The 23,818-nt window shown below is 45.4% G+C and carries 18 protein-coding genes; 5 read left to right on the plus strand and 13 right to left on the minus strand.

The window, feature by feature from the left end; all coding sequences use genetic code 11:
• Positions 1–111 precede the first annotated feature (111 nt).
• A complete protein-coding gene (locus B7360_RS17280) occupies positions 112–1,548 on the minus strand; it encodes an aldehyde dehydrogenase family protein (RefSeq protein ID WP_085344131.1) in 1,437 nt (478 codons plus the stop codon).
• A 1-nt stretch (position 1,549) separates the two neighbouring features.
• A complete protein-coding gene (locus B7360_RS17285; RefSeq protein WP_085344133.1) occupies positions 1,550–2,737 on the minus strand; it encodes an aromatic ring-hydroxylating dioxygenase subunit alpha in 1,188 nt (395 codons plus the stop codon).
• Between the two features lie 319 nt (positions 2,738–3,056).
• Here B7360_RS17285 and B7360_RS17290 point away from each other — a divergent pair, with 319 nt between their 5' ends.
• Positions 3,057–4,793, plus strand: a complete 1,737-nt coding sequence (locus tag B7360_RS17290; protein ID WP_085344136.1) for a BCCT family transporter — start codon at positions 3,057–3,059, stop codon at positions 4,791–4,793.
• A 92-nt stretch (positions 4,794–4,885) separates the two neighbouring features.
• On the opposite strand, the gene B7360_RS17295 is transcribed toward B7360_RS17290, so the two are convergent.
• The 6 genes from B7360_RS17295 to B7360_RS17320 all read right to left on the minus strand — a co-directional run bounded on the left by B7360_RS17295 (position 4,886) and on the right by B7360_RS17320 (position 12,052).
• Positions 4,886–5,812 carry a LysR substrate-binding domain-containing protein gene (locus tag B7360_RS17295; protein WP_005392445.1) on the minus strand — a complete coding sequence of 309 codons (927 nt, stop codon included), beginning with the start codon at positions 5,810–5,812 and terminating at the stop codon, positions 4,886–4,888.
• A gap of 248 nt (positions 5,813–6,060) precedes the next feature.
• On the minus strand, positions 6,061–7,425 hold the full coding sequence (locus B7360_RS17300) for a TrkH family potassium uptake protein (RefSeq protein WP_085344137.1): 1,365 nt from the start codon (positions 7,423–7,425) through the stop codon (positions 6,061–6,063).
• A gap of 1 nt (position 7,426) precedes the next feature.
• Positions 7,427–8,080, minus strand: coding sequence for a TrkA family potassium uptake protein (locus B7360_RS17305; RefSeq protein WP_005375180.1), 654 nt, complete (start codon positions 8,078–8,080; stop codon positions 7,427–7,429).
• A 151-nt stretch (positions 8,081–8,231) separates the two neighbouring features.
• The gene (locus B7360_RS17310; protein ID WP_065645694.1) at positions 8,232–8,930 is read right to left on the minus strand and encodes a response regulator transcription factor; all 699 of its coding nucleotides are present in this window, start codon (positions 8,928–8,930) and stop codon (positions 8,232–8,234) included.
• A complete protein-coding gene (locus B7360_RS17315) occupies positions 8,927–9,961 on the minus strand; it encodes an ATP-binding protein (RefSeq protein ID WP_061781634.1) in 1,035 nt (344 codons plus the stop codon). Before B7360_RS17315 ends, B7360_RS17310 begins: the two co-directional genes overlap by 4 nt.
• Before the next feature lie 237 nt (positions 9,962–10,198).
• Complete coding sequence (locus B7360_RS17320; RefSeq protein WP_046876143.1) at positions 10,199–12,052, minus strand: ABC transporter ATP-binding protein; 1,854 nt, start codon at positions 12,050–12,052, stop codon at positions 10,199–10,201.
• 145 nt (positions 12,053–12,197) lie between these two features.
• On the opposite strand from B7360_RS17320, the gene B7360_RS17325 reads away from it, so the two are divergent.
• From B7360_RS17325 to fhuB, 4 genes are read left to right on the plus strand one after another with little or no spacing between them, the layout of a single operon-like run.
• The gene (locus tag B7360_RS17325) at positions 12,198–14,303 is read left to right on the plus strand and encodes a TonB-dependent siderophore receptor (RefSeq protein ID WP_085344139.1); all 2,106 of its coding nucleotides are present in this window, start codon (positions 12,198–12,200) and stop codon (positions 14,301–14,303) included.
• A 52-nt stretch (positions 14,304–14,355) separates the two neighbouring features.
• The gene (locus B7360_RS17330) at positions 14,356–15,141 is read left to right on the plus strand and encodes an ABC transporter ATP-binding protein (protein WP_085344140.1); all 786 of its coding nucleotides are present in this window, start codon (positions 14,356–14,358) and stop codon (positions 15,139–15,141) included.
• Positions 15,132–16,061, plus strand: a complete 930-nt coding sequence (locus tag B7360_RS17335; protein WP_085344142.1) for an iron-siderophore ABC transporter substrate-binding protein — start codon at positions 15,132–15,134, stop codon at positions 16,059–16,061. The genes B7360_RS17330 and B7360_RS17335 overlap by 10 nt, the downstream gene beginning before the upstream one ends.
• Entirely contained in the window at positions 16,058–18,025 is a 1,968-nt protein-coding gene (gene fhuB / locus B7360_RS17340) for a Fe(3+)-hydroxamate ABC transporter permease FhuB (protein WP_085344144.1), read from the plus strand. Before B7360_RS17335 ends, fhuB begins: the two co-directional genes overlap by 4 nt.
• A 99-nt stretch (positions 18,026–18,124) precedes the next feature.
• Here fhuB and B7360_RS17345 read toward each other — a convergent pair whose 3' ends face one another.
• From B7360_RS17345 to B7360_RS17365, 5 genes are all read right to left on the minus strand, one after another.
• Positions 18,125–18,973: a mechanosensitive ion channel family protein gene (locus tag B7360_RS17345; RefSeq protein ID WP_005392418.1), complete on the minus strand. Its 849-nt coding sequence runs from the start codon at positions 18,971–18,973 to the stop codon at positions 18,125–18,127.
• A 96-nt stretch (positions 18,974–19,069) separates the two neighbouring features.
• Positions 19,070–20,410, minus strand: a complete 1,341-nt coding sequence (locus B7360_RS17350; protein ID WP_085344146.1) for an HlyD family type I secretion periplasmic adaptor subunit — start codon at positions 20,408–20,410, stop codon at positions 19,070–19,072.
• Positions 20,385–22,103, minus strand: coding sequence for a type I secretion system permease/ATPase (locus B7360_RS17355; protein ID WP_085344148.1), 1,719 nt, complete (start codon positions 22,101–22,103; stop codon positions 20,385–20,387). Before B7360_RS17355 ends, B7360_RS17350 begins: the two co-directional genes overlap by 26 nt.
• Positions 22,104–22,254: 151 nt before the next feature.
• Entirely contained in the window at positions 22,255–22,845 is a 591-nt protein-coding gene (locus B7360_RS17360) for a calcium-binding protein (protein ID WP_005392412.1), read from the minus strand.
• A 207-nt stretch (positions 22,846–23,052) separates the two neighbouring features.
• The gene (locus tag B7360_RS17365) at positions 23,053–23,709 is read right to left on the minus strand and encodes a LuxR C-terminal-related transcriptional regulator (protein WP_080619247.1); all 657 of its coding nucleotides are present in this window, start codon (positions 23,707–23,709) and stop codon (positions 23,053–23,055) included.
• Between the last annotated feature and the right edge of the window lie 109 nt (positions 23,710–23,818).

The raw sequence follows: 23,818 nt of genomic DNA on the forward strand, positions 1-23,818 counted from the left end.
TCCGTGTTTACAAACCGCTGTCAGATTTGTTGTGATTCCATCAACCTCGCCCTAGCTTGTAGTCTGAAATCCAAGCCGGTACGAGGTGATGAAAATACAGTTACACGGTAGCTATACGTTGCTGTCTTGCTGCAAACGAATGGCAATATTGCGTGTCTGGACGTAGCTATATATCGCTTCTTGTCCTTTTTCTCGCCCAAACCCGGACAAGCCCACGCCACCGAATGGTGTTTCGATGCCACCAGCAAACCATTCATTGATGAACACTTGTCCACCACGCAGTTGCTGTGCCACACGCAATGTTTGGTTTAGGCTTTCACCAAAGACACCAGCAACCAGGCCAAAATCAGTGCCATTCGCGATATCGATCGCTTCGTGTTCAGTTTCAAACGGTGTAATTACCAGTACAGGGCCAAACACTTCTTCTTGAGCAATACGCATATCTGGTGAGGCTTCAATCACCGTTGGTGCCACAAAGTAACCCGATAAATCAGGTGCGTAGCCACCCGTTAGGATATTCGCGCCGTCGGCTTTTGCTTGTTCTATCATTTCAAGCACGCGAGCTTGTTGATCAGCAGATACCAACGGTGTGATGTCCGGCTGGCTTTCGCCTTGACCAATAGTTAGGCTTTTTGCCATTTCCACTACCGCCGCTTTTACTTCTTCATAACGCTCTTTTTGAATCAGCAAACGAGACATTGCCGAGCACACTTGACCAGCGTTAAAGAAAATACCGACCTGAACGCTTTTCAAAAGTGTTTCAAGGTTCGCATCTTTCAGTGCGATAGCAGCCGATTTACCACCCAGCTCCATCACCGATGGAGTAGCGCGTTGCGCTGAATCTTGCAGGATGCGTTGGCCGGTTAGAACGGAACCCGTAAAGACAATTTGATCGACCTCTTGGTGCTGCACCAAATGACTGCCAACGACTGAGCCTTTGCCACATAGCAAGTTAATCGTGCCTTTTGGGAAGCCCGCTTTTTCAATCGCTTGAATCAACAGCGTCATGGCAAGTGGGGAAATCTCTGGCGATTTGATCACCACTGCGTTACCTGCGGCTAATGCAGGTGCCAATGAGCGTGCACAAATAGAGACAGGGAAATTCCACGGCACAATCTGCACCGACACGCCAAACGGCACATATTGAGTGAAGTCGACATAGTCTTTACCCAACGGAATTGACGTGCCTTCCAGCTTGTCGGCCATGCCAGCGTAGTATTCGAAGTAACGTGCCGACTCTAAAAACTCATCTTTGGCATCTTGCAAAGATTTCCCATTTTCACGACAGGCAACTAACCCACCTTCATCAACCATTTCACGAATAGCTGCGGCGGCTTTTAACATCCACTCGGTTCTGACGGCTGGACGAACGTCCGAAAGAAGACCTTGCTTGACTACTCGACGTGCCGCTGCCATTGCGCGATCGGCATCGGTGATAGTGGCTTCTGCAATCGTCGCATACGCTTCGGCTGTGCCAGGATTCATGACGGTCAGCGCTTGCTCTGAATCGCACCACTCACCATCAATATAATTAAGGTAATGCATCATATTACTGCTCCAGTGCCGCTTTCACTTGCTTTGCCAACCAGGTTTGGAAGAAATGCGTCGGAACATCCATTTCTGGTGAGAACACACCACCACCAAAGCCAGGTGAGTAACGACCTTCCTGCATGCCTTCGACCGCTCCAATATCTTCGCCGAACACGACTCGCCACGACTCAACGGTAGCGGTACGACACGCAGCAAACTCATCTTTCGTTGCTTCATCACCCACATAGAAAACACGTAGGTGCTCAACACTCTTATTCGCAGTGATTGGTTCAATCATCATTGCAAAGGCATGATCGGCTTGAATACCAAGCAACACGTTTGGAAAGAGTGCAACGTATTCTGCATGACGCAGTTTATCTTCTGGCCAGCTTGGAAATTTAGGTAAGTGTGTTCCTGCTGTATCAGAAAGGTTGTACGCGAGACTACCTTGACCAGCAAAGCGCTCTGCAAACATGATGTTGTAGTGATCCTCTAGGCGAGAATAACTGTTCAAACTCGGATGCACCCAAGGTAAGTGGTAAGCCTCGCAGTAGTTTTCTACGGCAAGCTTCCAGTTACTTTTCACTTCGATCTCTAAGTTGCCACCCATGTTCACGCGGCGAAGAAGCCCTAACCCATCTTCACCTAAGAACTGCTGCCAACGTTGCTCTAGTGGCGCGATATGATCTTCAAAGCTTTCTGCATTGCCCGATAAGTTAACGAATACCATGTCCATCCAAACAGCTGAACGAAGTGGCTTAAGGCCGTGTTTTTCACACTTAAATCGATCATCTTTGTGTTTTGCGATACCACCAATGTGTGGTGTGCCTTTTAGATTGCCGTCAAGATCGTACGTCCATGAATGGTAAGGACAGCGAATCATGCCTTGAACTTCGCCTGCCTCATGCACCAGCTTCATACCACGATGACTACATACGTTGTGGAAGACTTGGACTTCACCTTGACGATTTCTCATCATGAGTAGTGGAAGATTCATGAAATCAAGTGGCATCACATAACCATTTTTAAGCAGGTCTGATGCAAAACCAATGCATACCCAAGTGTTACCAAACACCTGATCACGCTCAAAGGTAAAATACTCTTCGCTAGTGTAGGCCTGATTCGGCATTCCTGTTGCTTCACTGATTGGGTTCAGTACATTATCAACAAGTTCAACAGGAATAATGGTTTGGTTGACATTGCTCATATTCTTATCTCCGAGAGTCGAGTTGCATCCAGTGCGTACAACATCGTGTTGTGTTAGTGGAGATGATTTTGATTAACAACCCAGCAACAAACAAACGACTTTTTCGCCGGGTTTGGATGAGTTTTTGTCATTCATGCATTGATCTCAAACAACAAAATAACCTTTTAATTAACAAGGTTCTTCTTGTCATGATTAATACTCATTAACCGATGAGTATTAATCAGTTGAAACACAAAAGCCCTCTCTCTACTCTCTTTCAAAAATTAACAATAACGCAACAAACAATAACGCTAAAACAAAAGCACTGTGAGGGATGCCTATGAGAGCAACATCTGGGATATTGAAAGGACTCAATCCGACTGTGACTATCGCATCAAAGATCGTCGTTATCGGTTTTGTACTTTTCTGCGCCATTCTCGCCAACCAAGCGGGCCAATACTTCGAAACGATTTCCGGCATTTTGCTACAGAATATGAAGTGGTTTTACATCGGACTTGTTTCACTCGTTGTCGGTTTTCTTCTTTACCTTATGGTTAGTCGATATGGGCATATTCGTTTGAGTAAAGATGACGAAAAACCAGAGTTTAGTTATTTGTCTTGGGTATCCATGCTTTTTTCCGGAGGCATGGGGATAGGCTTAATTTTCTGGTCGGTCGCCGAACCGATGTGGCATTACGCTGACAACCCATTTACTCAAGGCCTGACCAATGAAGCCGCAACAACATCAATGAAACTGACATTCTTTCACTGGGGTCTACATCCTTGGTCTGTCTTTATTATTGTTGCACTCGCATTAGCCTACTTTTCCTACCGTAAAGATCTGCCTTTTACCCTACGCTCTATCTTGTACCCTTTGATTGGCGATCGTATTTATGGGCCTATCGGGCACACGGTTGATATCCTAACAGTCGCGGTGACTGCTTTCGGTATCTCTCAAACCTTGGGGATGGGAGTTATCCAAATAAACTCTGGTTTGAATCAAGCCTTTGGTCTAGACATTAGTTTGGGGATTCAACTCTTTATTATCGTTTCCCTTTGTACTTGTGCGGTTGCGTCGGTGCTATCTGGTGTAGGGAAAGGTATTCGCCGTTTATCAGAATGGAACATGCTGCTTTCACTCGCACTCATGCTGGTCGTACTTTACATTGGCCCAACTCGCTATATCTTGAATACGCTACTTGAAAGCACGGGGCTTTATGCACAAAACATTGTCGGTATGAGCTTATGGAGCGATGCACAGAATGACTCTGGCTGGCAAAACTGGTGGACGGCTTATTACTGGCCTTGGTGGATGACTTGGGCACCTTTCGTTGGCATGTTTGTAGCTCGTATCTCTAAAGGGCGCACAATACGTGAACTTATCGGTGGTGCTCTCATAGTTCCTACGCTGATCACGTTTTTATGGATTTCAGTATTTGGTGGCGCAGCGTTAAAGGTAGAGCAAGACGCTCGTGTTGCTCATCAAGAGCAAATCACTGCGGCACAAGAAGCCAAACAAACACCACCTGCGGATTTTTCTGGCGGCCCGATTCTTGAAGCGACTAAAGCCGATACGACACGCGCTTTGTTTACGCTATTCGACAATCTAGATACAGGTATGTTTGGTAAACTACTTAGCGTACTTGCGTGTTTATTACTCGGTACTTATTTCATTACCTCCGCTGACTCAGGTACCTTAGTTCTATGTACCCTCGATGCCGCTGGACACAGTGAACCTCCCACGTCTATACGCGTATTGTGGGGGATCATGATCGCCGCCATTGCGGGAGTGCTTCTATATGCAGGAGGGTTAAAAGCAATGCAAACGGCCTCCATTATTGCCGGTTTCCCTATCGCCATTTTTATCGCGGTGATGAGCTTAACGCTATTTCATAGTATTCGACGCGAGCCTAAGCCATGGGCAATGCTGCCTGAGCATGTTCACCCAGAGCAAGAGAAACTTGATGGTCCTGTTGAACCGCTTGTTGAAAGCAAAACAGTGGTTTCCGAGCCTATCGCTTCAACATCCTCACTAAAAGATGATTCCACACTTAATCAGGGACCAGTACTAAGTTAGTGCGTCGTTTCATCAATCAATTAAAAAAGCGGGAACTGATATTCCCGCTTTTTTAACATTACCAAACTCTGTTATTTTCTCTGCTTATTGATTTAAGCTAAGCCTCGATCACCCACTTCATCTGGCAACTGATGCAAAAGCCATTCTCTAAAACGTTTGACGCTGGCAGGGATTAAACCTCTATTTTTAGGTTCAAGCATAGAAAAATTGGAAGGTGTTGAAAGCACGTGTTCGACTGGTCTAACCAAAGCACCACTTTGTAAATAGTCGTCCACTAATGAGCCCCAGGCTAACGCGATGCCCTGACCATTAATTGCCGCTTGTAAAAGCATTGGATAGTTATTGATGTTCATGCGATTGCGAGGCGAAATATTTGGCAACCCCACACTCGCAAACCACTGCTCCCAATTCACCCAATCTCTTTGAGACTCTTCCAGATAGAGTAACGTTTTATTGAAGATTTCTTCTGGCTCACTAGGCTGGCCGATTTTCTCTAAATAAAGCGGGCTACACACAGGGAATACTTCTTCTGAAAATAGCGTTGTCACGTCCATTTCCGCAGGTGGAGTGCGACAATAAAACAAGGCGATATCGCAATCTAATCGGCGTAAGTCCAACACATTATCTGAGGCCAATATTCTTATATCGATGTCATCATGTTCATTTTGAAATTGAGCAACCTTAGGCAACAACCACAAGGCTGCCATTGCATTTGTCGTCGCAACCGTGATCTTTTGTTCGCCCTGCCACTTCTTCACTTCACCCGTGATTTGAGCAATATCGAGTAAAGATTGGCTGACAGCTTGATAATATTGAAGACCTGTAGGCGTTAAATTAATGCTTCGATTGGCTCGCGTGAACATAGCCTTGCCTAAGTATTCTTCTAATTGTCTAATTTGGCGACTGATAGCACCTTGGGTCACGTTTAGCTCGTCAGCGGCTAACGTAAAACTCAAGTGCCGCGCCGATGCTTCAAACGCAACGAGGCTATTTAAAGGTGGGAGGGGTTTGATTTTCATGTATCTTCCAGTAAGGCAGTATTGTAATTATTTTTATTCCCGGCAATCTTATGTTGCACGTGGATAATGCCATTCTGGACAACACCTCAAAAACGACAATTTATAAATGATAAAAAATAGAGATGAATCATAAATTGTTGTGAGATAGGCAACCGTATACAGTTTCGTGGCTACAAAGAGCACAAAAAAGAGGAGCAGTTACTCCTCTTATGCTTAGCCTTTTGGTCATTTTCTCCGAGTTAGCCCATTTACCCTATTGCCAGTTTAGTACTCACGTAACGCGCTTTTTTCTTTCTTGGGCTGGCTAAGAAGTACGCCAAAGTAAGTGGGCCTAATCGTCCCATAAACATCATGAAGATGATCACTAACTCACCCGGTTCGGACAAACTGCCCGTTAAGCCTCGCGACAAACCAACCGTACCCAGTGCCGAGACCGCTTCGAACATAATGTCTAACATAGACGCTTTCTCTGTCAGTAACAGCGTGAATATGGCAAACCAAGTCACGCCCACCGAGATCAGAGTCAGCGCCAATGCCTTGCTGATGGTCTCTTTGGGAATCTCGCGTTGAAAGGCGTAGGTTGCTTCATCGCGACGCAAATAGCTGTAAGTTGCCAAGACTAACACCATAAATGTCACAACTTTAATACCACTTGCCGTGCTCAATGATCCACCGCCGATAAACATCAACACCAGAATGATCGCCGTTGTGGCATCTTCCAACTGATCGATAGCTAAAGTGTTGAACCCTGCCGTTCTTGGCGTCACCGCCTGAAACCACGATGCCCACCATTTCCCTGCTTCGCTCAACGGGGCAAGCGTGTTGGGGTTGTCATATTCAATCAGATAAATCGCGATAAGTGCCACCACGTTAATGATCATCGTGCCTAAGATCATCATTCGACTGTAAACGGTGAGTCGGTGCCAACGGCGATTGCGTTTTAAGTCAATCCAAACCGAGAAGCCTAAACCACCAATAATGAACAAACTGGTAATGGTGAAGTTAACGACCGGGTCGTCCACGTAAGGCATTAAGCTATCGATACTCAACGCAAAACCTGCATTGTTAAACGCACTGATGGTGTAGAAGAAACCATGGAACAAACTGGTTTTCCAGCCCAGCTCTTCACTCCAATAAACGCTCAAAATAGTAAAACCAATAAGTTCAACGAGCAGAGCGAACATCAATACAGATTTAGCAGTGGCAATGAGTGTCGACGAGTCAGTTTGGTTGAACGCCTCTCTCGCGACGGCTCGCTCCAAAAAGCCAATTTTTCCGCCCAGAGCCAGCAAGGTCACGATGGCAAACGTCATTAAACCTAGGCCACCACATTGAATCAGGAAAGCAATAACCACTTGCCCAAAAGGCGTAAACGCCGTGCCCGTGTCCACCACAACTAATCCCGTCACCGTAATGGCTGATGTCGCAGTAAACAGGCTTTGAATCCAAGTGATGGGTGCTGTGGTGGCAATCGGCAGTTTGAGTAAGACCGTGCCGAGCATGATCAAGCACGCAAAGCTGAGGCTAAGTATCAGCGGCGGTGCGCCCAACAATTTTTTGCCCGCTTTGGGTTTTCGCTCGATCGGGATAATAGAGGGATGCCACAAAACCATGTTACACCAACCTTGGAGCGACGTATTTCAGCTCAGCGCGACTACCGCAAAGCAACAGCGTGTCGAACTCATTAAGCACAAACTCATCATTGATATTGGTGTAGACGGCTTCTTCGCGCTTCACCAAGATAGGCTGAATGTTGTAACTGCCTCGGCTGATCAACTTAGAAAGCGGCGTATCGTGCAGATTGGATTTAACGTGGATTTCCACCACATACAAGCCATGCCCCATTTCTAAATAGTTGTTCACCATCGGATAGTTGAGTGCCTGCGCGACTCTTACGCCCATCTCCTCTTCCGGATGAATAATGCGTTGTACACCAAGCTTAGACACGATGGTGTGGTGCGCTTTGGTGCTCGCTTTGACCCAAATGGATTTCACACCCAGATTTTTCAGCGCCAGCGTACACAACAAACTGGCTTGCATGTCTTCGCCAATCGCCACCAACACCACATCACTGTTCGCTAGCGCTAATTCTCTGAGTGCACCTTCGTCTGTTGCGTCACATATGACCGCTTGCGTTAACTCTTCGACGTATTTTTCGACGATTTTCGGGTCGCTATCCACCCCCGTTACGGTGTGTCCAAGATGAATAAGTTCTAAGCTGGCGGCAACGCCAAATCGCCCTAAACCAATTACTGTAAAGTGAGCCATATCAATCCCTAACTGTGTTTTATGTATAGAAAATGCTAATGCGCTAAGGGCTAGACTGACTTTCCGTCACGAAAAATAGGCAACACGAATCCTGTTCGAGTGCCGATAACCAGCACTAAACCTTGGCATTAACGTTGATTAAATTTGGAATTTAGTGGTGCTTGGACGTCTCAAGCACTAAACGATAACCCAGCCCCGGCTCGGTTTTTAATAGCCGCTGTTCGTCAGCACTATCGTTCAGTTTTTTGCGTAGTTGACTCACTAACACGCGTAAGTAGTGAGTATCTTCGATATGACTTTTTCCCCAAATTACCGATAGCAAATGAGTTTGCTCAATGAGTTTTCCCGGCTTGAGAATCAACTGTTCAATGAAGGAAAACTCTTTCTTGGTGAGTGGAATTTCCCTCTGATCCAACCAAAATTGGTGAGTACTTTTGATGATTTTGACTCGGCCAGCCACCAGCTCATCAGCGACGGCTTGCTCATCCACCAAATCTCGAACCAGCACTTTGATGCGCGCGATGAGCTCTTTTACGCCAAAAGGCTTGCTCAAGTAATCATTCGCGCCCGCTTCTAAAAGGCGGATTTTTTCCTCTTCTTGATCGCGAGCTGTCAGCACTAGCACTGGCGTTTTATACGTCTGACGAAGCGTAGTGAGAAACTCCGTTCCATCGCCGTCGGGCAAGCCTAAATCAAGCAGAATAACGTGCGGTGAATGCGCTTCGAAACACGCTTTAGCTTCTGCAATGGTACTCGCGCCAATGTAATCAAACCCTTCAGCAGACAGCGAAATACGAATAAAGGTATGAATGCGAGGCTCATCGTCCACGACTAAAACTTTGTAACTCACGCCTGCTCTGCTCCTTGATTGAGGGGAAGTCGAATGCGGATCAGCGTCCCTTCTGATACTGGCATAGATTGAATCTCTCCTTGGTGCGCGGTGATGATGCCTTTGGCAACCGCGAGTCCCATTCCGGTGCCTGAATCGGCCGATTTGTTGTTCGCGCCGGAATAGAAAAGGCTGAATATTTTTTCCGCATCTTCAGCTTTGATGCCAATCCCCATGTCCCGAACATCAATCACGCACGACGAACCCTGCTTAGAAAGAGAAACCTCAACAGATTCACTCTCTGGCGAAAATCGCATGGCATTATCCAGCACATTAAAAATCGCTTGTTCGATGAGCGAACGACTTACTGACAAATAGCCAACGGCATAATCCATATTCATGGATACTTTCTCGGTGTAATTCGGCAAACGAGAAACCGCATCCTGCACAATATTCGCAATAGGCTCATCTTTTTTGGTAATTTTTAATGTGCCATGTTGGAGCTTAGTCGCCTGTAAGAGGTTCTCTATATATTGATGCAAGCGGTGGCTTTCTGAAGTCGCACTGTCGAGCAATTCTTTGCGCTCTAAGTCATTGAGCTTGGGCATGTACTCGTTGAGTGTGGTCAGTGTTCCAATAATGGTTGCTAGCGGCGTGCGTAGGTCATGGGACACCGATAGCAGGATGCTATTTTGCAGCTTGGTTTGTTTTAACTCGCCCTGCTGGCGACGATAAAGATCTGCAAAAGTGCTGGTGATAAATGCCACCACCATAAACACGACTAGATTAAAAATGTCTTCCGGACGAAACATCTGCAAAGAGTAACGAGGCGTCGTGAAAAAGAAGTTGAAGCTCAGCGCTTCGATCACCGCCGCCGCATAAGCGAATCGCGAGTTGCATTGAAATGCCACCACCACGACGGCTAACTGCAAAATCAGCAGGACGGCAGCCGTAGAGCCAAACAGTTGGTCTAACAGCCATGAGGCCACAACCGCGCCAACAATCACGATGGCAGAAAAGAGAAATGTGTTATCTCGCCAATGAGCAAACATAAAGTACATCAACCAAAATTCGATGTAGAAAACTTTAGCAAAAGCCCATTCGGAGTTCGCGTAAAAAAAGCGTAAAAAATTCAATAACGACAGTGAGTTATAAACATAATCATCATTAAGTTGGCCTAACTCAATGAATAATCACAAGTTAACGTTGCCCATTAACGCCTACTTACTCGGTATAAACGACAGACACAAAAAAGAGGAGCATTTGCTCCTCTTTCGTGTAGCGTCATATTAGATGACTTGCAGTTGAGCATCACCTTGCTCAGACAAAAAGCCGCCGGTTTGATGCTTCCACAACTGAGCGTAAACGCCGCCCAATTGCAGCAGCTCGTGGTGTGAGCCTTGCTCAATGATTTTGCCGTCATCCATCACAATCAAACGATCCATCGCGGCAATCGTTGATAAACGGTGAGCAATTGCAATCACTGTTTTTCCTTCCATCAGAACTTCAAGGTTTTCTTGAATTGCCGACTCCACTTCTGAATCAAGTGCAGACGTTGCTTCGTCCATGATCAAAATTGGTGCGTTTTTCAGCAGCACGCGAGCAATCGCCACACGTTGACGCTGACCGCCAGACAACTTCACGCCGCGTTCACCCACTTCAACGTCATAGCCAACGTTACCTTGCTCGTCTCTTAGAGATTGAATGAAATCATGAGCGTGTGCTTTTTCAGCAGCTGCGATAACGGCATCCATTGAAGCATCTGGATCACCGTAAAGAATGTTTTCCTTAATTGAGCGATGTAGCAAAGAGGTGTCTTGCGTGATCATACCAATGTGTTGGCGCAGCGACTCTTGTTCGACTTGAGAAATATCCTGTCCATCAATACAAATTTTCCCCGTATTTACGTCGTAAAAACGCAGCAACAGGTTAACCAACGTGGATTTGCCTGCCCCTGAACGACCGACAATACCGACTTTTTCGCCCGGTTTGATGGTCAGGTTCAAGTTCTCAAATACCGCCTTTTCATCACTGTAGTTAAAACCTACGTGATCAAAGCAGATCTCACCTTGAGAGATTTGCAGAGGCTTGGCATTTGGTATGTCTTTCACTTCAACGTCGTTTGAAATCGTATTAATACCGTCTACTACCGTACCGATGTTTTCAAACAGTGCGCTAACTTCCCACATGATCCACTTCGACATTCCTTGTACGCGCAACGCAATACTAATGGCAATCGCAATAGCACCAATTGTTACAGCGTGATCTAGCCATAGATAAACCGAAATGGCACTGATAGACATCAGCAGTAAATAGTTGATGGCATCGACACTAAACAGCAAACAAGTCACCATGCGCATTTGGCGGTAAACCGTCACCAAAAACTGCTTCATGCTGCTTTCTGCGTATTCCAACTCTCGCTGTGAATGAGCGAATAGTTTTACGGTAGAAATGTTGGTGTAAGAATCGACAATGCGCCCAGTCATTACAGAGCGAGCATCCGCTTGCTCTGTCGCTACTTGTTTCATTTTAGGGATAAAGTAGAACTGGATAACCGCGTACATTCCTATCCAAATCACAATAGGCAACATCAGCAAACCATCGGCCTCGCCCATCATCCAAAGCATCGAAAGAAAATAAACGCTGATATAAACCAGTACATCCACCAACTTCATGACCGTTTCTCGTACCGCTAACGCACTTTGCATCACTTTGGTCGCAACTCGGCCTGCAAAGTCACGTTGGAAAAATCCAACCGCTTGTTTTAGCAAGTAACGGTGAATCAACCAACGGATAGACATCGGGTAGTTACCCAATAACGTTTGGTGCATCACCATTGAGTGGACAAAACCGAGAGCTGGCATCACAACCGCCACTAAGAACAGCATCATTAGCATGCGATCACCCTGATCTTGCCAGAATGTTGCGCGATCCTGATTAGAGAGAATATCGACGAGCTCACCCATGTAACGCAACAGCGTCACCTCAGTAATGGCAATAAGCGCACTGAACACAGCCATGACAAGTAAAGGGGCTTCAAAGCCACGAGTGTAAAAGCGACAGAAGCCAAAAAGTGTCTTCGGTGGCTTTTCGGTTTCCATCTGGGGAAAGGGTTGGGTCAGTTTTTCAAACCAATTGAACATAACAACGACTTTAAGTACCGCGAATGAATTTGCGAACGTTTTACTATCTTTTGATACAAAAGTCAGTAAAATACCGAAACAAAAGTTCAAATGATAATAATTACAATTAAGCTTAGCGTTAATCATAATTGTCGGGAATATATTTATGACAAAGAATAACTTACTGACCATCGCGATCCGTAACGCGTTGGTCTGTGCTTTGGCACCAACAGCAGCAGTGGTTGCATTCACAGCACAAGCTCAAGAAGACGTTGTACAAGATGACATTATTGCAATGGAGACCATTACGGTCACCGCGCAAGCACTTAAAGTAGAAACCCCTGCGGCAGAAACGCCGCGCAGCGTATCTATCATTTCTGAAGATGAACTTCGTGTTCGTGCACCGCAAAAATTGGACGAAGCATTACGCTACACATCTGGCGTAACCGCTCAGCCTTATGGCGCCGACAACGACACCGATTGGTTCAAAGTTCGCGGTTTTGATGCTGCTACTTACCTAAACGGCAACCGCCTATTCCGCGATGGTTACTACACATGGTTGGTCGAACCTTACGGCCTAGAAAGTGTGGAAGTGGTTAAAGGCCCATCAGCTATTCTGTTTGGTGAATCGGCACCAGGCGGTATCGTGAATGCGGTGCAGAAAAAACCAACGTTTACGCCTCAAGGTGAAGTAAAAGTCGAAGTAGGCAACAACCAACACCAGTCTGTAGGTTTTGACATTGCTGATGAAGCAAACGACGCTGGCACAATCCGCTACCGTTTAGTTGGCCTGATGACAAGCCAAGATGGCGAACTGGACGGCACTAACAACGAGCGTTTTTATCTAGCGCCAAGCGTCGAGTTCGACATTTCTGACCGTACAATGCTGACCATTTTGGCTACTTACCTTCGTGATGACGGTGTGCCAACCAACCCATTCTTCCCAGCAGCAGGAACTTTGATTGGTTCTAACTTTGGCAAAATCGATCCTTCGACTAACCTTGGTCAGCCAAACTACGATAAATACGAACGCACGCAGTTCTCTCTAGGTTACTTGCTAGAGCACGACATCAATGACACGTGGTCATTCTCTCAAAACCTCAACTACGGCTCCAATGAGTTGTACTTGCGCAGCTCTTACGCATTCTCAAACAACGATCCTGCGAAAGAAGAATTAGCGCAAGGCATCGTATTCCGTGACGGCAAAAACCAGAGCATCACATTCGACAATAACGCTGTCGGCAACTGGATGACTGACAACGCAGAGCACACGGTGCTTGTCGGTATGGATCTGCAATTCCACAAAACCGATGGCGACGAGCAGGACAACTACGCGTTTGGCACCATCAACCCGTGGAACCCAGTTTACGGCAACTTCACCCCTCTTGATCCTGCCAACAACGTGAAACGTGAGATTGAGAAATCTCAAGCAAGTGTCTACTCACAATACCAATTGAAACTGCATGAACAGTGGATTGGTAACATCGGTGCTCGTTACGACTGGGTGAAAACAGAAAACTCTGGCAAAGGCGCAGGCGTTGATCAAAACGAATCTCGTGATGATGGTCAGTTGTCTCTCAGCGCGGGTGTGATGTTCCTTGCAAACAATGGTCTGTCACCTTACGCAAACTACTCTCAGTCGTTTGAAGTGATCAGTACAATTGATACAGCAACCAATGAGCTTTACAAACCGCTGGAAGGCGAGCAAGTAGAAGTGGGTGTGAAGTATGAGCCAAGCTTTATGGATGGCTTTATCAACCTTGCATGGTTCGACATTACGCAGAAGAACGCGTTGGTGACCAACCCTTCAACATGGATCGCGACACAAACGGGTGAAGTGACTTCTCAAGGTATTGAGCTAGAAAGCACGGCGCAGCTAACCGACGATCTAAAACTGATGGCAAGCTACACCTACACTAAAGCGAAAACTGATGAGAGTTTTGGCCAAGGTAAAAAACAAGCCGCACTTATTCCTGAACACCAAGCTTCTGCATGGGTAGACTACAGCGCCTACAGCCTGATTCCTGGCCTCAATATCGGTACTGGTGTGCGCTACGCAGGTGAGTCAAAAGATAACCCTAAGAGCTCTAACCTAACTGTTCCTTCAGTCACTCTTTGGGATGCGTCAGTCACTTACGACATCACTTCACAGTGGCAAGCACAGCTAAACGTGAACAACATTCTGGATAAAGAGTTTGTTTCAGGTTGCGATTACTGGTGTTACTACGGCCAGTCTCGCTCTGTCATGCTAAACGCAAACTACCGCTGGTAATTGAACTTCCTACTCCCCTCTCTTGAGGGGAGTTTTCTCCTAAGAGTCATCCATGTTTCAACTGTCTAATATTGAGATCGTTCGAGGTGGACGTCAGATCCTCGGCATCGACCAACTAAACATCCCAACGAATGAACTGACTGTCGTTTTGGGCCATAACGGTTCAGGCAAATCGACACTGGTGAACCTGCTTTCTGGTCAAATGTCACCAGATAAAGGCACGGTAACACTAAACGATGCTTCCCTTTCATCACTCAAAACCAAAGAGTTGGCAAAGCAGATCGCCTATTTGCCACAAAAGCTGCCCTCTTCGGCTGGTTTAACGGTAGAAGAGCTAGTGCGCTTAGGCCGCTTTCCGTGGCGTGGCGCACTTGGTCGTTGGAAACCTGAAGACAAACAGATTATCGCTGAAGCCATGGCTCGCACTGGCGTAGCTCCGTTTGCTCAAGCATTAGCGGACGATTTATCGGGTGGTGAGCGCCAACGCGCTTGGGTGTCTATGCTGTTGGCTCAACAATCACCGATTTTGATCCTAGATGAACCGACCTCCGCGCTCGATGTTCACCATCAATTTCAACTGATGGCGCTACTGGCAGAGCTGAATCGAACCGAGAACGTAGGCATTATCGTGATCCTTCACGATTTGAACTTAGCACTGCGCTACGCAACCCACATAGTTGCGCTCAAAAAAGGTCAAATTGCGTTCGAAGGCAACGCCGACATGTTGTTAGATGAGGAGCGCCTCTCTGAGTTGTATGAGTCACCGATTAAGCTCATTGATCATCCAACTCCAGCCAACACATTGGCGAGCCAAAAGGTGGCTGTTGTATGCGCATAATAGCTCGTTTACTTACTGTGGTTACACAATCTGCTTTTCTGTTAGCATTTTTTATGACTAATGCAAATGCAGTCATCACCGTTACCGATGAATATGGTGAGCATAGTTTTGAGCAAGCGCCGCAGCGCGTTATCGCCTTAAATTGGGATATCCTAGAACAAGTTTTGGCGCTAGACGTGGAACCAATTGCCGCCCCCAATTTACCAGGCTACCGCCAATGGGTGGTTAATCCGTATGCGCCAGAGTCAATCGAAGATATTGGAACCCGAGCCGAGCCCAACTTAGAAAAAATCGCCAGCTTGAAGCCAGATGTCATCCTTGCTGCGTCTCCACAGCAAGACTTGATTCCGTTACTCAAACAAATTGCTCCGGTAATCTATTTACCTAATTTTTCCGAAAGTGAGGCCGCTGCTGAAACGGCCATTCGTCACTTTCGTACGCTCGGCAAGCTATTCAATAAAGAGGCACTTGCTGAACAGAAACTGGCAGAATTAGATGCTTCATTTGCGCAGATGCGCCAGCGAATTCGCCACTATTACTCTGAACCACTCAGTGTTCTGGTGATGCGTTTTTCAACGCCGAATACGGTGTTTCTTGCAACCGAAAATTCCACCACAGACTACGTGGTCAGAAAGCTGGGATTACACGCTCCAATTAAAGAGGCTCCACGTGCGTGGGGCGTAAAGCAAGATCGGATTAATCGACTTCAAAACCTTCAAAACAGCTACGTTCTCTACGTACAACCTTTCCCAGAAGAACGCAAACTGAAAGATTCGCCACTTTGGCAAGCGATGCCGTTTGTAAAGAAGCTGCGGGTAAATTCAGTCAGAGCAGTGTGGGCGTATGGCGGTGCTATGTCTTTGCAATACACCGCTGAAGCGATTACCGACAGTCTAATAGAGTTGGCACCAAAGCAATGAGAACGAAACATTATATTGGTTATCTGGCGCTGATTACGTTACTTAGCGTCTTTAGTCTACAAATTGACACTAATTTATCACTCTTCGAACAGTGGCAATTATTAACAAAACCAGAGGTAGCGAGCGAATTTCGTGACGTATTTTTTACGCAAGCTCAGCTTCCTAGGTTAAGTATGACCCTGCTTGTTGGTGCCATGCTTGGTCTCACCGGCAGCTTAATGCAGCAATTAACGCAGAATAACCTCACCTCGCCGTTAACTCTTGGCACCTCTTCTGGTGCTTGGCTTGCATTAGTCGTGGTAAACATTTGGTTCGTCGATTGGGTAGCCGATTACTCTGCATTAGCCGCAATGGCGGGGGCTTTAGTGGCGTTTGGCCTGATCGTATCAATTGCTGGTGTGCGTAATATGACAGGTTTGCCGCTGGTCGTTTCGGGGATGGTGATTAATATCCTGCTCGGTTCTATCGCCACAGCCATCATTATTTTAAATGCTCAGTTTGCGCAAAATATTTTTATGTGGGGAGCAGGCGACCTCTCACAATACAGCTGGGATTGGTTTGAATGGTTGCTGCCACGCGCTGCTATTGCAATCGTCATCTTGATCGTCGCACCACGTATTCTGACCTTAATGAAACTAGGGCAAGAAGGCGCAGCAGCGCGTGGGTTAGCAGTATTACCTGCTTTTGGTACGTTAATGGTGATGGGTATTTGGCTGGTATCTGCCTCAATCACCGCAGTTGGCATTATCAGCTTCATCGGATTACTGACCCCCAATATCGCCAGAGCGATGGGGGCAAGAACACCGCGCGACGAATTGATCAGCAGCATGCTTTTGGGCGCAATGCTATTAATCATCACAGACTCTGCCGCTATCTCGCTAAGCTTATGGTTAGAGGAAACCATTCCTAGCGGCGTAGCGGCTGCAGCTATTGGCGCTCCCGCTTTAATTTGGTTTACTCGTAAAAAGCTGACGGCAACCGATCAACTTAACCTTTCAATGAGCCAAGGAAAAACGGCGCTTTCTAAGCGCGCAGTTTGTAGCATAGTGATAATGAGCATCGTCGGGGTTCTGGTTTACTCATTCGTTACCCATGGTATAAACGGGATCCAATGGTCCGTGCCAGGGGAGTTCCAATGGCAATTACGCTGGCCGCGAATGCTAACCGCACTTTCTGTCGGTATTGCGCTATCCGTTGCCGGAATCATTTTGCAACGCATTGTTTACAACCCTCTGGCAAGTCCCGATATTCTCGGTGTGTCTTCCGGAGCCACGTTTGCCATTATTACGACAGGAGTCATCGCTGGGTCACTTCTCTCCGCATTTAACTGGGGGATCGCTTTTTTCGGAAGTATGTCCGTATTGATATTATTGCTGATTATCGGTAAACGAAGCCATTTTAATCCATCTAACTTCGTGTTGTCCGGCATCGCACTAACGGCACTATTAGAAGCCCTTGTTCAATTTTCGCTAGCTCAAGGTTCTGGTGACAGTTACAAAATTTTATTGTGGCTAACTGGTTCAATTTATCGAGTCACAGCCGACACCGCACTGATGCTATGTTTGGCAATAATGGTTCTGCTTACCGCTGTATTCGCGATTTCTCGCTGGCTAACATTAATTTCCATCGGACGACAATTCTCAAATGCACGAGGACTTAACCCCACCGTAGCCAATACGCTAATGCTCACCATCGTTGCTTTATTATGCGCCTTTTCTACCTCTACAGTTGGTCCGATATCTTTTGTTGGCTTGGTCGCTCCCCATATGGCGATGATGTTAGGAGCAAGAAAAGTGAAAGAGCAACTAAGTGTCGGAGCCTTAATTGGTGCAACCCTAATGTTGTGGGCAGATTGGCTGGGACAAATCGCTATTTATCCAAGTCAGGTCGCAGCTGGCACATTAGTCGCTATTTTAGGCAGTACTTACTTTCTGTTTTTAATGCTGAAAAGTAAATTCAGCTAAGTATTCAGGGAATATAGTTAGAGCTGGAAATAACGTTAGAAAAACAAACCCCGCTATGTTTGATAGCGGGGTTTGTTTTAACTGGCGTACGACACTTCTCTATTTTTCACTCACCACAGGAAAGCGCTGCTCATAAAGTTCCATAAAGTCTTTACGAATCAAATGCTCCAAGTGGTTAGCTTTATCGGTCGGGCAGAAAATCATAACATGCAAAATCTGCTCACCATTGATATTACTAGAAATATGCATATGTGGCTCTGCACCGGGAAGATCGACCCCCGCGTGTTTTTCAATCATCGCATTGTAGCGATGCGCAACATCACTGAAGTAGCTACAATGCTCTTCAATCTTGTCGGTCAAGATTGGTAACAGAGGATACAAATTAACGAAGTCTTTCACCACGATAGAAAAATTGTGGTAGACGTAGCGTTTCATAAAATTGAGGTTCTTTACTGGGTAAGTAAAAAACATACTATTGGGTAAGGTCGCGGTTTTGCCGGTGTAATGATATTGCCCATGGTGCAGGTCGATCTCTTGAATCACCGTCGCCATCATATTGTGCTCGATCACTTCGCCGCACAGTTTACCGACCTCAATCCAGTCACCGACACGAAAAGAACGTGAGCTTGCTCTTTGAATCGAGCCTGTAAAACACAAAATTATCTCTTTGGATGCCACAACAATGGCAACCGCTATCGCCGTGACACTTAGAGCAAACTCGTTTATTTCTGATTGCCATAAAATAAATAAAATCAGTAATGTAACGGCAAAGGTGCCGTTCTTAGTTCTGGACATCCAGCTGCGCTGATCTTCAGAAAGAAAGGCATGGTCACCACGAATCATCGATAAAATGGTACGACGAATTAACCACATAATCACAAAGATCAGTGCGGTAAAAATCAGTTTATGAGTGAGAAGAAAATCGACGACTAACTGCACTTTCTCCATTCCACGGCTCCCTTAGAATTAAAATACGGCCTAGTAACGGGTAACCATAACAAATTATTTTGTCAGTTGTCCGTGTTCACTCAAGTACTTTTGAGATTACTCCTCTCTAAAGGCGCGATTCATGCTTTCAGTGATTGGCTTTATTAAATAACTTAAAGGCGTTCGCGGTTCAGATAAAATAAGCACTTCCGCGTTCATTCCTGAAGTTAAGCGGTGTTTGGCTACATCTTCTTGCGAAATTGCAATTCTAGCGAGGTAAAAATCCTCTTGGTTTTCTTGTGAAAGCTTATCCGCAGAAATCGTTAACACCGTACCGTCTAATGGTGCCAACGTTCTAGCATTCAGAGCGGTCAGACGAACATGCGCCTGCTGACCCGGGTTAACTAAATCGATATCCTGAGGATTCACGCGAGCCTCGACTAACAACTTATCGTCTTGAGGAACCAACTCTAATAGCGTTTCACCCGAACCAATCACACCTTTTTCGGTAAATACCTGCATGTTGACCACACGGCCTGCAGTAGGTGCATTGATGGTTGTTCTCGCTACAATATCTTGGGCTGAGCGATACTCTTCACGGATGGCGACGATTTCCTTTTTGGTGTTTCGTAGCTCCTCGACAATCTCATTCAGTCTTTCAAGCTTCAACTCTTCAATTTGCGCTTGGTTTTCATCCAACCTTTTGCTTACTGTGAGTGATTGTCTGTCTAACTGACTTAAGGTACTCCGCACTTCCGCTGCAAGACGTTTGAGTTGAAGTAAGGTGGATTTACCCGAAAAGCCTTTTTGAACTAAAGCTTGGTTACTGTCTATTTCTTCGGCGATAAAATTGAGTCTTTCTCTCTCAATGACTTTGGTTTGCTGGAGGTTTTCTAGCTCCAAATTTGCCCCAGAAATACTCTGCTCAATGATGCTCAGCTTACTATCAAAGAATCGCTTTCTCGCTTCAAAGATCTTGTTTTGAACCAGTTGAGCTTCTTGGACGATATCGACGCGAGGAATACTTTCAAGATCATCAGACCATACGATCGTTGGCAATTCATCTAGCTCAGCACTTAGACGGTTTTCCTTCGCTAGAGTATGAATAAACTGACCACTTAATGAATCCAACTTCGCCATAGCTTGTCGCTTAGAGAGTTGAATTAATAATTGACCTTTTTCAACCAAGTCTCCCTCCTGCACGTACAGCTTTTCAATAATGCCGCCTTCTAGATGTTGAATTTCTTGGCGCTTAGTGAGAACAGACAAATCGCCATAAGCAATTGCAGCACTCTCTAATTTCGCTGTCGCAGCCCAGTAGCCTAGACCGCCAAGAAAAACACTTAGCGTCACCACACCAAGTAAAATTGGCTTTCGAAAGCTTAGTTTCGCTTGCGGACTAAAACGATAAACGGTTTCAGACGGATGCTGATTAACGGCTGGCAGTTGATTGCTCATTTCTTACCCTTGGAATATCTGTTCTTTCTTCGCCCATCAAGCGTTTTAATACTTCATCTTTATCACCGTATAATTTGACTCGACCTTCAGCCAAATACAGCAATCTATCCATTTGTCGTAATGTACTCGGATTATGGGCAATGACGATAATCGTTGATCCTTGCGCCTTTAAATGGGCAATCAAACGTTGATATGCAGCCTCTCCTTCACCATCAAGGTTGGCATTAGCTTCATCGAAAATCACAATAGATGGATCGCCATAAACGGCTCTTGCAAGTGCGATTCTCTGCCTTTCTCCTCCTGATAAACCACGGCCATTTTCGCCAATAACGAAATCATAGCCTTTGTTTTTCTTGAGTATTAATTCATGACATCCTGCTAGTTGCGCCGCCTTAATGACTTTAGCGGGGTCTTCTTCTTTGAAGCGCGCGATGTTCTCCCGAATTGTGCCAGGAAACAACTCTACTTCTTGAGCGAGATAACCAAAATGGGCGCCGCGGTCTTCCGATGCCCAAGTAGACACTTCCATACCATCAAGCGTAACCTTACCCGCTAGTGGCTTGATCGTACCTAATAACAACCGAGCAAACGTCGATTTACCAGTACCAGAAGGGCCAATAACTCCGACAGCGACTCCGGGAGGAATAGATAAGCTGCTCGATGAGAGTACAGGGTCTGCTGTGCCAGGATGGCGATAAGCAAGTCCAGTAAGTTCATAGTGTCCTTTTGGCTTTGGCAGTGGCATATTCGATTCATCTTGGCGTACGATTGCGTCGATTTCTTTTAGTCGTTTATACGCGCCTTTAGCAGACATAGCACTTCGCCATGTTCCAATCGCCTGCTCCATCGGTGAGAGTGCCCGACTCATTAAAATGGAACTCGCGATCATCGCTCCCGCAGTAATCTCATGTTGGATCACTAACCATGCTCCGCCTCCCAGCAAAAAGATCTGTAGTGAACCACGTACAAACTTAGAAAAGTTAGCCATGTAAATGGACTTACCCGCCACTCGCTCTTCGAGCATATTGACTTCATTCACGCGCGACTGCCATTTCTCTAAAAACGCGTTCATCATCCCCATAGCAAGAATTGAATTGGCATTTTGCGTGGCTAGCTCGGCGTTGTTGATATGAGAGATCGCCCTGACTTCACTCTCTTGCATGGTTTTACGCGTCATTAGCTCATTGAGTAGCCCGAGACTAAACAATACGATAGACCCGAGTAACGCGATGTGACCCAATACTGGGTGCAATAAATATACGAACAAAATAAACAGCGGTGTCCAAGGCGCATCCAATAGTGGATAGGGTGCTTGGCTGCTCAAAAAGCTTTTGATGTTCTGAATGTCTCGCAGCGTTTGCGAGGTGTAACTCTTCCCTGTGTGCGATTGGTTTTGAATGCTGCGCTTAAGCATAAAAGTGGACAGTTTGGTGTCCATCCAATAACCAAATGATTTACTCATTTGCGCGCGAGCGATATCAATAATCGACATGGTTAATAACGCGACAATCACGATAATAGTGAGCAAAAGTAGAGTATCGGTTGAATAGGAGGATATCACTCGGTTGTACACTTGAAGCATGTACAAGGGAATCGAGAGGACTAGTATGTTGATAAAAAGGCTAAAAGCGATTAGCAAGCCCGCAAGCGTGCATAGTTTTTGTCTCACTTCTTTGAAAACCGTTTTTTGCACGACTATTTCCGTTTAAATTGAAAATGTAGGCGCTAGCAAAAGCTAGCACCTAACTTAAGACAGCCTCAAATCGCTCTAGAATGACCGAGTTAGTTCACCTCAGCGTGACAGAGCCACACAAACTAATCCCATTCTGAGTGATTTAAGTCATTTAGATTGCAAATAAATCCGCACCGTAAGTATTGATGTCAGTTTCGGTAACGCCAATGAGTTTCACGGTTAGATCAGCACCATCGGTAAACACGGCATTACCTACAGCATCATAGCTAAAGCTTAAATCACCGAAGTCTGTGACCGAGTCGCTAATAATGTGCAAAGAATCTTCACCAATGGTGAAATCCACAACTTTTGCTTCGCCATGGCCACCAAACTTATCCGTGAACACAAACTTATCGCCATTGCTGCCGCCAACTAGAACATTATCACCAGAACCAGCTACAAGAATATCTTCACCGACGCCGCCATTTAGTTTGTTGTCACCCAACAAACCCAAAAGCAAATCATTACCTGTACCACCGCCGAGGTAATCGTTTCCTGTACCAGCCCTTAGGATGTCATCACCAGCACCACCAGTTAGGCGATCATCACCGTCGCCGCCGATCACATAATCGTTACCGCCACCGCCAACAAACGAATCATTACCACCAAAACCAATAAACAAGTCATCGCCGCCATCGAAATCAGCAAATTGGTTATTTACACCTGCATCGCCTAGATACGTGTCATTGTCACTTGTGCTCATTTTTATTCCCTCTTGTCTTAATAATTGAATAGACCTTTTATTCTATGTCTGAGTAGATTTGTAACAGACATGAGAAGTCTAATAGTCAACCGAATAGGAATAAGTTTGAATATGGGATGATATTTCAGACTGACATTTTAATAATAAATATAAAACTTAGTACTTTATAGAGTATTTTCTTTTTATTACAGTAAGTTAATACTAGTACTACAGATTTCGCCTAGCCCAACTTGTTGCTTGAGTACGGTTCTTTACTTCTAACTTTCTAAAAATATTGTATAGATGTGATTTAATAGTATGCTCACTGATAAATAAAGAATCAGCAATTTCCATATTTGAGCCTCCTTCTTTCAACATTTTTAAAACTTGAATTTCACGCCGAGTAAGCTCTACCTCGATAGCAGGCTCAATAATGCTATTCGCTTCTTTTCCTCGATAATAATTAACCAGCTGATCCAGTAATCTTCGAGACAGCCAATTATCTCCTTTTATTATTGCTTTTAACCCCTGACACACCTTGTCCATGGAGTCTCCCGGACCGAATATACCCTTTACATGCGGCCATGAGGCGAGTTCTTCTGTGTCTAAGTCATAACCTAAATTAAGCATTATGGTTCCTAGCACTTTATTACTATCTTTTAAATAAACTAAAGTTTCGGATGGAATCTCAACTGAAAAATCAACAAGCAAAAAGTAGCGTTCCGGAATGAGTTCGTGATAACTAGGGTTTTTAGTATCTATGATCGTTATTTTAGTTTCTATATTTTTAGAAAGCATTTCCTTAAAGTTTTCACTCTGTAAACTTTGTTGAGTGAGCATTAGGACTTCAGGCTTTTCCATATACTGTTCCATAATGTTTCTCATACTTTCAGTGACTTAACATTCTTAAATTAGTCGTTAATCGTCCGCACTTAGTGTGATATGTAAGTGCTAGTCCACAGAGTAAAGTTATTTGCTACTTTTTTAAATTCCA

The organism is Vibrio sp. ArtGut-C1 (genome assembly GCF_002105475.1).
In the GTDB taxonomy this organism is placed as follows: domain Bacteria; phylum Pseudomonadota; class Gammaproteobacteria; order Enterobacterales; family Vibrionaceae; genus Vibrio; species Vibrio diabolicus.

Coding starts and splice junctions, on each gene's coding strand:
- B7360_RS17330 (WP_085344140.1), top strand. CDS start 14,356: ATGTTTCAACTGTCTAATATTGAGATCGTTCGAGGTGGACGTCAGATC.
- B7360_RS17365 (WP_080619247.1), bottom strand. CDS start 23,709: ATGAGAAACATTATGGAACAGTATATGGAAAAGCCTGAAGTCCTAATG.
- B7360_RS17325 (WP_085344139.1), top strand. CDS start 12,198: ATGACAAAGAATAACTTACTGACCATCGCGATCCGTAACGCGTTGGTC.
- B7360_RS17280 (WP_085344131.1), bottom strand. CDS start 1,548: ATGATGCATTACCTTAATTATATTGATGGTGAGTGGTGCGATTCAGAG.
- B7360_RS17300 (WP_085344137.1), bottom strand. CDS start 7,425: ATGGTTTTGTGGCATCCCTCTATTATCCCGATCGAGCGAAAACCCAAA.
- B7360_RS17345 (WP_005392418.1), bottom strand. CDS start 18,973: ATGGAGAAAGTGCAGTTAGTCGTCGATTTTCTTCTCACTCATAAACTG.
- B7360_RS17305 (WP_005375180.1), bottom strand. CDS start 8,080: ATGGCTCACTTTACAGTAATTGGTTTAGGGCGATTTGGCGTTGCCGCC.
- B7360_RS17315 (WP_061781634.1), bottom strand. CDS start 9,961: ATGTTTGCTCATTGGCGAGATAACACATTTCTCTTTTCTGCCATCGTG.
- fhuB (WP_085344144.1), top strand. CDS start 16,058: ATGAGAACGAAACATTATATTGGTTATCTGGCGCTGATTACGTTACTT.
- B7360_RS17320 (WP_046876143.1), bottom strand. CDS start 12,052: ATGTTCAATTGGTTTGAAAAACTGACCCAACCCTTTCCCCAGATGGAA.
- B7360_RS17350 (WP_085344146.1), bottom strand. CDS start 20,410: ATGAGCAATCAACTGCCAGCCGTTAATCAGCATCCGTCTGAAACCGTT.
- B7360_RS17285 (WP_085344133.1), bottom strand. CDS start 2,737: ATGAGCAATGTCAACCAAACCATTATTCCTGTTGAACTTGTTGATAAT.
- B7360_RS17290 (WP_085344136.1), top strand. CDS start 3,057: ATGAGAGCAACATCTGGGATATTGAAAGGACTCAATCCGACTGTGACT.
- B7360_RS17335 (WP_085344142.1), top strand. CDS start 15,132: ATGCGCATAATAGCTCGTTTACTTACTGTGGTTACACAATCTGCTTTT.
- B7360_RS17360 (WP_005392412.1), bottom strand. CDS start 22,845: ATGAGCACAAGTGACAATGACACGTATCTAGGCGATGCAGGTGTAAAT.
- B7360_RS17295 (WP_005392445.1), bottom strand. CDS start 5,812: ATGAAAATCAAACCCCTCCCACCTTTAAATAGCCTCGTTGCGTTTGAA.